General features: G+C 54.6%; 8 protein-coding genes and 1 riboswitch. Of the genes, 6 read left to right on the top strand and 2 right to left on the bottom strand.

Annotation, left to right across the window (positions count from 1 at the left end):
* The first annotated feature begins 114 nt into the window (after window positions 1-114).
* The 5 genes from B9T62_RS27415 to B9T62_RS27395 all read left to right on the top strand — a co-directional run bounded on the left by B9T62_RS27415 (window position 115) and on the right by B9T62_RS27395 (window position 8,365).
* Entirely contained in the window at window positions 115-1,095 is a 981-nt protein-coding gene (locus tag B9T62_RS27415; RefSeq protein ID WP_087918176.1) for an ABC transporter permease, read from the top strand.
* A gap of 68 nt (window positions 1,096-1,163) precedes the next feature.
* Window positions 1,164-2,069, top strand: coding sequence for a carbohydrate ABC transporter permease (locus B9T62_RS27410; RefSeq protein WP_087918175.1), 906 nt, complete (start codon window positions 1,164-1,166; stop codon window positions 2,067-2,069).
* Window positions 2,070-2,213: 144 nt separating this feature from the next.
* Entirely contained in the window at window positions 2,214-3,962 is a 1,749-nt protein-coding gene (locus B9T62_RS27405) for an ABC transporter substrate-binding protein (protein WP_087918174.1), read from the top strand.
* A gap of 143 nt (window positions 3,963-4,105) precedes the next feature.
* On the top strand, window positions 4,106-6,484 hold the full coding sequence (locus tag B9T62_RS27400) for a glycoside hydrolase family 95 protein (protein ID WP_087918173.1): 2,379 nt from the start codon (window positions 4,106-4,108) through the stop codon (window positions 6,482-6,484).
* Window positions 6,485-7,222: 738 nt separating this feature from the next.
* Complete coding sequence (locus B9T62_RS27395; protein WP_087918172.1) at window positions 7,223-8,365, top strand: transglutaminase domain-containing protein; 1,143 nt, start codon at window positions 7,223-7,225, stop codon at window positions 8,363-8,365.
* Between the two features lie 109 nt (window positions 8,366-8,474).
* Here B9T62_RS27395 and B9T62_RS27390 read toward each other — a convergent pair whose 3' ends face one another.
* A complete protein-coding gene (locus B9T62_RS27390; protein ID WP_087918171.1) occupies window positions 8,475-9,953 on the bottom strand; it encodes an amino acid permease in 1,479 nt (492 codons plus the stop codon).
* 198 nt (window positions 9,954-10,151) lie between these two features.
* Window positions 10,152-10,356: riboswitch (Lysine riboswitch) on the bottom strand.
* Window positions 10,357-10,460: 104 nt separating this feature from the next.
* Window positions 10,461-11,600, bottom strand: coding sequence for a conserved virulence factor C family protein (locus B9T62_RS27385; RefSeq protein WP_087918170.1), 1,140 nt, complete (start codon window positions 11,598-11,600; stop codon window positions 10,461-10,463).
* 168 nt (window positions 11,601-11,768) lie between these two features.
* Here B9T62_RS27385 and B9T62_RS27380 point away from each other — a divergent pair, with 168 nt between their 5' ends.
* Complete coding sequence (locus B9T62_RS27380) at window positions 11,769-12,773, top strand: MBL fold metallo-hydrolase (protein WP_087918169.1); 1,005 nt, start codon at window positions 11,769-11,771, stop codon at window positions 12,771-12,773.
* Window positions 12,774-12,936 lie beyond the last annotated feature (163 nt).

Below are 12,936 nucleotides of genomic sequence, written 5' to 3'. Positions count from 1 at the left end.
TGTCGAATATTCTGCACGAAATCTCTAATTCACACCTGATTTTAGGTCGAATTTATAGGGTACTGCAATCGCTTACAGATCCCTAAAATATAGACATAGAGAGGAGGGGGCTTTATGAAAGCGGAAACAGCAACAGCTCAAATCCCGCCGGATACCCGAATGCGCAACAAAAAGCCTGCTTCAGGAGGACGGTTTTGGAGAAGCTTCAAGAATCAAAAGTATTTGTGGATGATGTCGATTCCCTTTGTCATCTGGGCATTCGTCTTCAGCTACCTGCCGTTATGGGGCTGGACGATGGCGTTCCAGAAGTACAAGCCGGCACGCGGCTTTTTCGAACAAGAATGGGTAGGCTTCGAACACTTTAAGATACTGTTCACAGATTCGCAATTTCTCTTGGCTCTGCGTAACACCCTGGCGATGAGCGGAATGGGCCTGATCGCAGGCTTTATCTTCCCGATCACCTTTGCCATCTTGCTGAATGAGCTACGTCTAGGGTTCTTCAAACGATTTGCTCAGACCGTATCGTATCTGCCCCACTTTGTATCATGGGTCGTGGCAGCAGGTATCGTAACCAAAATGCTATCCAGTGAAAATGGTCTTGTAAACGATGTCATGTTAGCCATAGGATTTATTGATACTCCTATCCAGTTTATGGCCCAGGGCCATCTCTTCTGGGGAATCGTGACCTTGTCGGATGTGTGGAAAGAAACGGGATGGAACGCCATCATCTATCTTGCCGCTATATCGGGCATAGGGCCTGAACTGTACGAAGCGGCCCGAGTGGACGGCGCCAGCAGGCTCCGTCAGGTATGGCATATCACACTGCCGGGGATCCGCCCGACGATTACCGTGCTGCTCATTATGTCGGTTGGTAATTTGCTGAATATCGGCTTTGAGAAGCAATTCCTGCTCGGAAACAACCTCGTTACCGATTATTCCCAGGTGCTGGACCTGTACTCGCTGAAGTACGGACTGGGCATGGCGAGATACTCCTACGGTACCGCGATCAATATATTCAACTCAGTGATCAGTGTAATTCTACTGTTTACGATTAATGGAATCTTCAAACGCACAACCAAAGAAAGCCTTCTGTAGGATACAGAAGATCCTTCTACCCAATCGTGGCAGTACATTGCCCTTTTCATGAAAGGAGAGCGTTACCTGTGGGAAATACAGCCATTACCGGCAAGTCATGGCCGGACCGGATTTTTGATTTCATTGTGTATTTTGTAGTACTGTTCGTGGTCGTCATCACGATTTACCCGTTTCTGAATGTACTTGCGATTTCGCTGAATGATTCCGTGGATAGTGTACGCGGCGGCATCACCATCTACCCCCGTGAATTCACCTGGGAAAATTACATGAAGATCTTCACCTTCTCGGGATTGATCACCGGGTTCAAAATATCCGCTTTCCGGACGCTCATCGGTACTCTGCTCGGATTGATCAGTGCATCGATGCTGGCGTTTACGATCAGCCGTCCTGACTTTGCCGGCCGCAAATTTGTGTCCACCTTCCTGGCGATGACCATGTATATATCGGGGGGAATCATTCCGATCTACATGCTGATCAAGGATCTGCATATGATGAACAGCTTTGCCGTCTATGTCCTGCCGGGCCTAGTCAGTGCCTTTAACATCTTCGTCATCCGCTCCTTCATCGACGGCTTGCCGTATGCCTTGCAGGAATCGGCGAAGCTGGATGGAGCTAATGATTTCACGATCTACTGGCGCATCATTCTGCCGCTGATGAAGCCGGCGCTGGCAACCATCGCGCTGTTCCTGGCGGTAGGCCAATGGAATGCCTGGTTTGATACGTATCTGTATAACGGGTCCAGTCCTAACCTCACCACGTTGCAATATGAGCTGATGAAAGTTCTGCAGACCACAACCAGTGGCAACGGCGGGGATTACCGCTCCAATATTGCTTCAATGGCAAACAATCAGGTCTCACCGGAGTCGCTGAAGATGGCGATTACGATTGTCGTAACGGTGCCAATCCTGTTGGTATATCCGTTCATTCAGAAATATTTCGTCAAAGGCATGACGCTTGGAGCCGTGAAGAGCTAGTCACAGCTTCAGTGACAGGGGAGCCAAGTCTCCCCTGTCATTTAACCGCAACATGTATCCGTTTTCTTTTGGCAAGCTGAGCAAGGTATTAACAGGCATGTACCTGTGATACGATAGATAACAATTTTAAGGAGGGTTTCATTCATGGCAAGTAATAGACAAATAAAAGCCAAGGCTTCGTCAATCACGCTCGCTTCCGTTATGCTGCTTGGTTTGCTCGCAGGATGCGGAGGGAACAACGATAACAATGCAGCCGGGAATACAGGAGGCAATACTGCTAATACGGAGAATTCGGCCAACACGGCTGAGGATACTTCTCCGCTGTCGATGACATTCTTCAGTGCAGATCCTAACCCAAACTGGACAGGAATGCAGGATGAAGTGGGTAAAGCTCTTACTGAAAAGACAGGTGTAACATTAGAAGCAGAATATGCGGTAGGCGATCCAGTTCAAAAAGTAGCCCTGATCGCAGCCAGTGGTGAATATCCGGATTTGATCAGTGCCAAGACCGAGATCAGCAAGCTGGTGGATGCAGGCGCAATGCTCGATCTGACCGATCTGATTGAAAAACATGCTCCGAATATCAAAAAAGTATTGGGCGATGAAGGCTTGAAACGCTCGCGCTACAGTGACGATGACCATGCGATTTATGCCATTCCTACCTATGCGGGTGTGGACAACAAATATTTTGATGCCGGCGGCGGGTTCGAACTTCAGCATCGTGCCGTGAAAGAAGCCGGATATCCGGAAATCAAAACGGTTAAGGATTTTGAGGATGTCATCCAGTCTTACCTGGAAAAACATCCAACCGATGAGAACGGCAACAAAAACATCGGTCTGACCCTGAATGCAGACGATTGGTACATGTATATTACAGTAACTAACCCGGCATTTATCACTACTGGTTCCCCTGATGACGGAGAATATGCGATTGACATTGACACACAAGAAGTGACCTATCACTTCCGCCGCCCAGCCGAGAAAGAATATTTCCGCTGGCTCAACCATATGAACGATATTGGTTTGCTTGATCCGGAAAGCTTCGTTCAGAAATACGACCAGTACAAAGCCAAGATCGCTACCGGCCGTGTCATTGGTCTGATTGACCAGGATTGGGGTTATGGAGACGGAGAAAAAGCGCTGAAGGCTGCCGGTAAACTGGATCAAGGTTATGGACACTATCCGGTGACTCTGTCTGAGGAATATAAAGAAACTTCCTTCTGGCCTACAGGCTTCATGGCCGGTAACGGAATCGGGATCAGCGTAGATGCTGAAGATCCGGTGCGTGCCATTAAATTCCTGGATTACCTGGCTTCCGATGAAGGCCAAGTGCTGGTTAACTGGGGGATTGAAGGCAAGCATTACAACGTTGTTGACGGCAAACGTGTCATTCCTGAAGACGTGAACGACCGTAAATATAACGATACCACCAATTTCCAAAAAGAAACCGGACTGGGCAATGTCGGCTCAAACTACGCCTTGCTTAGCGCGCATTATGGCGATGGCGTATTGGACCCAACCGGTAGCTACTACACCACCCGTTTCCCTGAACAAGTAACAGCCAGCTACAATGCGGTGGAAAAAGAAACGTTGGCTGCTTACAAGGCAACCACTTGGAAAGATCTGTTCCCGAATGAAGATGAGTTCAAGGTTAAGCCTTGGGGCGCGGCATGGAATATCACCATCCCTGGCGAAAGCGAAATTCTCGTTCTTGACAACAAGCTGAAGGATATTACCTGGAAAAAAATTCCTGAATCTATCCTGTCGAAGCCCGCTGATTTCGATAAAGTCTGGGAGGCCTATATGGGCGAACTGGATAAGGCGGGTGTAGAGAAGGCGGAAGATCTGCGTGAGGAACTGGTGAAGCAACGCGTTAAACTGTGGAATGAGTAAGTATTGAATTAAGCCTAATGAAATAAAAGCATGAAGCAGGCGGGAAGTCCGAACGAAAGTCCGGACCTCCCGCCGATTGCTGTTCATTCGGCAATAATCCGGACAGAAGCAGTGGTGTCCATAATACCGCAGGAGGGATATCCATGGAAGAGAATAGGAAGGATCAAGGGAACGTGCTGTGGTACAACAAGCCGGCGGCTGTATGGGAAGAGGCGCTGCCGGTCGGGAACGGACGGCTGGGCGGTATGGTGTTCGGCGGAGTGGAAGAAGAACGCATTCAACTCAATGAAGATACGTTATGGTCGGGCTTCCCCAGAGATACCGCCAACTATGAAGCACTGCGTCATTTGGGACCAGCACGACAGCTGGCAGCAGAAGGCAAATATACCGAGGCTGAGGCTCTGGTGGAAGCCACGATGCTCGGCAGACGCACCGAATCGTATCAGCCACTCGGCGATTTGCGCATCCAGTTTCAGGCTGGCAGCTCACTCGGCCATTATCGGCGGGAGCTTGATCTGGATCAGGGCATAGCTTCAGTATCCTATACTTTGGATGGCGTGAGGATCGTGCGCGAAGTCTTCTCCAGCAGACCGGATGAGCTGATGGTTGTTCAGATTCGGGTTGAAGGAGGAGATGGGGATGCCGTGCTGCCGGAGCTGTCAGCGGAGTTCACTTCCCCTCATCCTTACAGTGCTGACAATTATCCAGACGCAGTTCTGATGGTCACGGGCCGGGCACCTTCGCATGTAGCCGATAACTATGTAGGTGATCATCCCAGAGCCGTATTATATGAGAGCGATATGGGAATCCGTTTCGCTACTGCCCTGAGAGTCTGGACCGAAGGCGGGAAGGTGGCGGCGGAGAAGGGACGTGTGAGCATTTCTGGTGCACAATCCGTTACCTTTGTGCTGGCTGCGGCGACTGATTTCGCAGGATACGACCGGATACCGGGAAGCGGGAAGATGCTCCCCGAGACGCGCTGTATAGAGCAATTGGCACAATCGGCAGGCGTATATTCGGAATTGAAGCAGCGGCACATCACGGATCATCAGGCCTTGTTCGGACGTGTGCAGCTAGAGCTGGGTAAAACCGGTTCTACTCTGGATCAACCCACCGATATCCGGCTTGAAGCGTACCGGCAGGGTCAGGCTGACCCTCTGCTGGAAACGCTGCTGTTCCAGTATGGGCGGTATCTGATGATTGCCGGTTCCCGGCCGGGAACGCAGGCGCTGAACCTGCAGGGAATCTGGAATCCGCATGTCCAGCCACCGTGGAACAGCAATTATACAACCAACATCAACACGGAGATGAATTATTGGCCGGCAGAGAGCTGCGGACTTGGCGAATGCCATGAGCCGCTGCTGAACCTCATCACCGAGCTGGCTGAAGCGGGCGGCCGCACGGCCGACGTTCATTATGGGGCGCGAGGCTGGACAACCCACCACAATACCGACCTGTGGCGCATGACCACGCCATCCGACGGTAGGGCGATGTGGGCGTTCTGGCCGATGGGCGGGGTCTGGTTGTCACGGCATCTCTGGGAACGTTATGCCTTCCGCCCGGATGAGGATTATCTGCGCTCCAAGGCTTATCCGTCGCTGAAGGGAGCAGCCCTGTTCTGTCTGGACTGGCTGGTGGAGCTGCCGGATGGACGCTGGACGACAGGTCTGTCCACCTCGCCGGAGAATGTGTTCCTCACGGCTGACGGAATGCCGTGCAGCGTATCTTCCGGCTCCGCGATGGATCTGGCGCTGGTGGCGGAATGCTTCAGCCATTGTATTCAGGCTGCCGAGATTCTGGAGCTGGACCCGGAGCTGCGAGAAGAGCTGCACGCGAAGCGTGAGCAGCTGGCTTATCCCGGCATAGCGTCAGATGGCCGCTTGCGCGAATGGAATGAGGAATTCGGGGAGCACGAGCCGGGCCACCGGCATGTCTCCCATCTGTATGGGCTGTATCCCGGCGATACCATAACTCCGGCGGGAACGGCGGAGCTGGCCGCCGCCGCAGCCCTGACACTGCAGCAGCGCCTGGCGGCAGGCAGCGGGCATACCGGCTGGAGCGCAGCCTGGCTGCTGAACCTGTATGCGCGCCTTGGGGACGGGGCTGCAGCTTATGGCTGCTTGCGCCGGATTCTGCAGGTCTCCAGCTTGCCGAATCTGCTCGGCAACCATCCACCGTTCCAGATTGACGGCAATTTCGGCACGACGGCAGGCATCGCTGAGCTGCTGCTGCAGAGCCATGGAGGCGTGCTGCACCTGTTGCCCGCCCTGCCGGAGAGCTGGAGCGAAGGCAGGGTTACAGGGCTTGCCGCGCGCGGCGGCTTTACTGTGGACCTGGAGTGGAGCGCAGGCCGGTTAATGCGGGCGTTGCTTACCTCAACGCACGGCAAGCTCTGCTGCATCCACAGCGGTCTACCGCTGGATCTGCTGGCAGTGGACGGTTCGCGGCAATCGGCCGCCCATACGTTTGAGACAGAAGCAGGCCGGATGTATACGCTTATCCCGCAATCAGAGCAGCGTTAGGACAACCTATCTTCAACTTAACTGCAAAAGAGTGGAGGAGATTAAGGTTATGCTCAGATTATTCGAAACCAACAAGGTGCGGAAAATAGCTGAAATGATGCATAGCATGTGCCAACTAACTAATTATCTAATAGGCTCCCCGCGATTGTGGAGGGGGGCCTCTATCTGCTCTACAACAGCAGGTTAGTATGTGAAATGAGCGGATGTACGGTGGAATTTGCCTACTTGCGGACACTATAGCTCTTATTTTCAAATTCAGCTGTGTTTGGAGGTCGTTACGGACTGAGGGGCCCTTATGCCGGGAATTCAGCTGCTTTTTAATTGCTTTTGGCATGAATAGGGGCTCCTGAGTCCTTAAATCATCAAATCAGACCGATTTGGCGCAAATAGCGGCTCCTCGGTCCGTAAGTAAGCAGGGGTGGAGCGTTAACAGCATGAAATATTCAGTATATAAAATGAACAGCGGTTTCATTGAAGAAATCTGGAGACAACAGCGGCCGGAAGTCCAACTATTCACCGCAGTGACGACGGAAATCGATGGGTAGAAACTTAAGTTCATCTTATATAGAGTAATATTAAGCCGCGGTAGTCGCGGAGCTTAAGTTTACAGAACTGCCGGGAATAGCGATAATAGAAAAGTGCCCATCCTGATTCTCAGGTGCCTCAAGGCCGGCATAATATAAAGCATAGTTTGGACATACAAGCTAGGCAAGCCGATAGGGGCAGGAGGATCAAACCGTGAAGAAGAGAAGCAGAGGCTCGCTGGTCAAAGCCATTCTTGGCGTATCGCTTGTTGCCGGGGCCATTCCTCCGGCAGTCTATCTGAGCTGGAGCCATGTGAATGCGGCTGCCCATCCGGCCAGTTTGAAGTCAGTCAGCGAAATGACACAGAAATTGACGGCCTCGATGAATAATCGCAGGGAGACGATAACGTTTACTTTTGAAGGCAAAACCAGTCAACTGAAGCCACAGGTGCAAAGCGCAATCAATCACGCCATGGCGAGCGATCCGTACCTGTATTATATTGTCGACAGCTATGGCTACTCCTATCAGGGAGGTGCGCGCTCTGCAAAGGTAACGGTGCAGATGGAATACCGGGAGACACTACAGCAGACTGCCTATGTTAATCAGCAGGTGAAGGCAGCGCTGAAGAAGCTGATCCTGCCGGGAATGAACAACCACCAGAAGGTGAAGGTGATTCATGACTGGGTAGTTCGCACGCTCCAATATGACACTACGTACAGCAAATATACCGCATATGAAGGGCTGAAGAGCGGTAGCGCTGTCTGTCAGGGCTACTCGCTCTTGACCTACAAGCTGCTGAAGGAAGCGGGCATTCCGAACCGGATCGTCGAGGGAACCGCCAAGCCTGAGGGAGGCAGCCGGGTATCGCATGCCTGGAACCTGGTGCAGCTGGACGGGAAGTGGTATCACCTGGATACAACCTGGGATGATCCAGTGCCCGACCAGCCCGGCGAAGTCGTCACGGCCTATTATCTGAGGACGGATGCCCAGCTGCGCAAAGACCACAGCTGGACCAAGCCTTACCCGGCGGCTTCCACCGCCTATCATAAGACGCTGGCTGAACTGGTGAGCGGTGGCGGGCAGGCAAAGGCATGGTTCAAGGCCCTGCAGCAGGAGCTGAACTATGAGCTGTATGATGAGAGCCGCATCGTGGCTGCCGGCGCTGATCTGGCGAAGCTTGGACAACAGGCGCTCTCGTCCGGCAAGCATTCCCTGCTGTTCCGCTACAAGGGCAGCAAGAAGCAGCTGCAGGGCGATCTGCAGCAATTGTACCAGCTGGGCTTGAACCAATTGTCCTATTCCACTTCCAGCTTCGATAATACGGGTGATCTGAAGGTATATGTGACCTGGAAATAAGCTGTCCGCAAATAATAGAGCATATATAGAAACGGCTGCCGTCCTGTTGTGGATGGCAGCCGTTTCTATTATGAGTTCTGTTGTAACCGCAGCGCAGCAGCAGGCCTCCTTATTCCGGATGCGTGCTGAGATCGACTTCGGCCAGCGGCACCAGCCGGCTCTTGCGGAACCAACGGTAGCCGAACCAGATCAGCAGGAACAGCGGGAGGCTGATGTAGGATACCATCAGGCCGTACCAGTCAATGCTGTCTCCCGTAAAGGCGCCCAGATTCTGTCCCAACACGGCAACCATACAGAGGGCAAAGGCGAACAGCGGACCAAACGGGAACCATCTGGCCCGGTAAGGCAGCTCATCGAGCGAATGTCCCTGAGCGATGAACGCACGGCGGAAGCGGAAGTGGCAGATGGCAATACCCAGCCAGTTAATGAAGCCGCACATCCCGGAAGCGTTCAACAGCCAGTTGTATACCGCACCGTCGCCAAAAAAGGAAGCGAGAAATGCCAGCATGCCGACAGCCGTTGTGACCAGCAGCGCGCCGACGGGTACGCCCCGGCGGTTAAGCCGTCCAAGCGCACGCGGAGCCATACCGTCTTTGGCCATGGCATACAGCACCCGGCTGGAGGCGTACATCCCGGAGTTGCCCGCAGAGAGCACCGAGCTAAGAATGACGGCGTTCATGACGGAAGCGGCAATAGCTAGCCCGGCTTTGTTGAAGACGATTGTAAACGGGCTGACGCCGATATCGTCGATCCCGCCCCGCAGCAGATCCGGGTTCGTATAGGGAATCAGCAGGCCAATGACCAGAATGGCCAGGATGTAGAAGATCAGAATCCGCCAGAATACCTGGCGGATGGCCAGCGGCACATTACGGCGCGGGTTCTCGCTCTCGCCAGCCGCTACGCCTACAAGCTCGGTGCCCTGGAAGGAGAACCCGGCTGCCATAAAGACGCCTACGAAGGCGAAGAATCCGCCGTGGAAGGAGCTGCCGCCCAGCTGGAAGTTGCTGAAGCCGACGGCCTCGCCACCCATAATGCCGAAGATCATCAGCACGCCGACAGCCAGGAATACGATGACGGTAATAATCTTGATGATCGCGAACCAGTATTCCGATTCCCCATAGCCGCGTGAGGAGAGGAAGTTCAGACCGAACATCAGCAGCAGGAACACCAGGCTCCAGAGAAAGGAGGGGCTGTCCGGGAACCAGTATTTAATAATCACTGTAGCCGCCGACAGTTCAGCAGCAATCGTAACCGCCCAGTTGTACCAGAAGTTCCAGCCGATGGCGAAGCCGAAGGCAGGGCTGATGAAGCGGGTGCCATAGGTGCTGAACGAGCCGGAATCCGGCAGATAGGTCGCCAGTTCTCCCAGGCTGGTCATCAGAAAATAAACCATGATGCCAACGGCGGTGTAGGCCAGCAGTGCCCCGCCCGGCCCGGAAGCGGCGATGGCGCCCCCACTGGCCAGGAACAGCCCGGTCCCGATCGAACCGCCGAGCGCGATCATGGTTAAATGTCTGGCCTTAAATGTCTTGCGCAGCCCAGGTTCCTTGGAGCCGGCCTGCGTCGTATGCTGCTGCTTGCTTTGCATAATAAATGACACTCCTTCTAGTCTCATGTTTCTGTTCATGAACGGGGAGTGCTGAGCGCCCTTTGCCCGCCGGGACGGGGGCTGCCACGATAGCCCGGCAGTGCCGGAATGGACGCAGCAGCTCACTTCTGTAAGCGCGCAAAAACCCGCAGACGGTATCCTGCGGGTTCCTTGTATTACAGCTCCGCATCATACTCCCTGTAAGATAGCGCAACACAGCGCCGCTGCGGTGATAGCAGCGATGCCGTGACAGTTCCGCACCTTGTCGGTGACGGCCCCAATCTGCGCTGCTGTAAGAGCGGCAGCGCGGACTTCGGCGGATATCCCTTTCCATGCCTTTCACAGACGGCTCTTGAACGTCTCCGGGCATATACTCTTGATATCCGCGACCTCTACCTCATCGTAGGTATGATGAGGCTATCTTTACTATTTCGTTTACAAACACAACAGGAATTAGTATAAAGCAAGTTCTGTGGTCAGGCAATGACAAATAACGGCAGGTTGGCGTTAGGTCCGTCGGCGTTCCGACATTTGCTGCCAGACCGTACCGGCGGCGGCTTCGCCGGAGGCAATTCGTTCCAGTGCCATCCGGGCCTGCAGGCCCACCTCGAATTCCGGGTCCTCGGCGGCGGCGGTCAATGCTTCCTGCGCTTCGGCGGTGCCGACCTCATAGAGGAAGCGCGCCGCCCGCCAGCGGACCAGCTTGCTCTTGTCCTGCAGCGACGCCGTCATGACCGGCGTCGCGGCGGGATCGCCGATATCAGACAGCGTATCCCCCGCCGTGCGCCGCACGGCCGGAGCGCTGTCTGCCATCGCCTCATAGAGCAGCTCCATCGCCTCAGGGCTGCGAAGGTCGCCCAGGTACACGACCGCCAGCCTGCGGATATGCAGCTTGGGGTCGTGCAGGGCCGTGCGCAGCTCCGGCAGCAGCTCGGCGCTTGGCGCAAGATCCTCCAGCGCGGCGTAGCGCACGCGCCAATCCTCATCATGCAGGTCCCGCAGCAGCTCGGCCTGCTCTTTCTTGTGCCGCTGCTCGATGAACTCGCCGGCTGCTCCGTGCGCGATGGCCTGCTGCACGAGGGAGTCGAGGCGTTCCTGCGGATACGCCGCTTCCAGCTCCTGCTCCACCTCACGCGCGATGTCGCTCGGTTCACCGTAGCGCACGCCGTAATCGGTGAGCTTGCGCTCCTTGATCATGACGGCGCTGGCTACATCCATGACCGCTTGTGTGAAGCGCGCGGCCAGGGAGATCCGCTCCTCGCCCGCACCGGTCTTGACGCGGATCTGGATCGGGATGCCGCGGAACATCTGCACGAAGACCTGTGCTTCTCCGAAGTGGGCACCCGCGTGCTCATCCGTCAGGCTCCAATCCTCCGCTGCCAGGCCTTCACCGCCGCCGAAGCGCTGCTGGACCTCGCGCAGGATCGCGGCCCAGTCGGCGCTGCCTTTGCGTTCCAGCGCCGCGAAGTCGGCCGCATGGTAGATGCTGGTTACTCCTGGTATAGTAAGCATATCCCGTGCCCAGGGGGGAGCGGAACGCTGGCTCTCCGGGGTATAGGTCCGGCGCACGCCCGGCTCAAGGCTCTCATCCAGATGAAGCTTCATCGTATTTGGACTCGGTGTCGGTTCAATAAAGGTAATCTTCATACGCAGCTCCTCCTTAAATGGTAAATGTACCGCTCTCTTTATCCGCATTTTAACCTATATGCCCTGCTGAGCACAAAGGACAAGCAGGTATTCCGCTTAAACTTTCTGCTATAAGGGTAAAATTTGTAGTATGCGTATGATTAATGACAACTATAAAAGAGGTGCCTTATGGCCAAAATCCGCTACAACAACATCGATAATGTAAGTACCGATAAAACGCTCAAGGAATTCCGCCAGTGGCGCGAGGAACGCCGCCGCAAGCAGAAGGACTATTCCTACGCGGTACCCAATGTTCCGCCCAAGCTGTCTTACCTGGCAGAGAACCGGCTGGATACGACGATTACCTGGGTGGGGCATTCCACTTTTTTGCTTCAATATGAAGGACTGAATATTATAACCGATCCGATCTGGGCGCGCCGTCTGGGCTTCGAGAAACGCCTTGGCGAGCCAGGCCTTCCGCTGGCCGCGGTACCGCCGATCGACCTGATTCTGATCTCGCATTCCCATTATGATCACTTGCATATCTCGTCCATCCGCAAGCTGTATGGGGCAGGAACTACCCTTGTTGTGCCGACCGGTCTGAAGCGGAAGATGCTGCGCAAGGGCTTCCGCAGCTGCGTGGAGCTGGAGTGGTGGCAGGAGGTCACACTGGCAGGCGTGAAGCTGACCTTTGTGCCGACCCAACACTGGACCCGCCGGACGCCGTTTGATACGAATACCTCGCATTGGGGCGGCTACGTGCTGGAGCCGGCCCAGCCGGAGAACCATCCGGACGCCGGAGAGGACGTACAGGGCGAAGCCAGGCACAAGCTGCCGCCCAACCTTTATTTTGCCGGAGACAGCGGCTATTTTGCCGGCTTCAAGGAAATCGGCAGCCGCTTCAGCCTGCACGTCGCCCTGATGCCGATCGGCGCTTATGAGCCGGAATGGTTCATGACCTCACAGCATGTCAATCCGGAGGAAGCGGTGCAGGCTTTTATGGATGTAGGCGCGGAGCTGATGATCCCGATGCATTACGGCACCTTCAGGCTGGCCGATGATACCGCGCGTGAGGCGCTCGACCGAATGGAGGCAGCAAGAGTGGAGCAGGGCATTCATGAAGAGCGTATCCGTACGCTGGGGTACGGCGAGACGCTGGTGGTACATCCGGAGGCCCGTACTGCCGGTCAATGAGGCCGGGGTGCTGAACAGGACGATTCAGTCTGGAATAATTTTCTTCATAAGGAAAGCTGGAATGCTTCAAGTTCTGGACAGAGGTCTATTTGTTATAGGCTATTTAGCTTGATTTTATGCTATAATGAGCCGGAACCCTAAGTGAAAAGGATGGTAATGCTTA

This window comes from Paenibacillus donghaensis (assembly GCF_002192415.1).
Lineage (GTDB): Bacteria > Bacillota > Bacilli > Paenibacillales > Paenibacillaceae > Paenibacillus_AQ > Paenibacillus_AQ donghaensis.
This window is presented reverse-complemented; position numbering and strand designations above follow the sequence as displayed.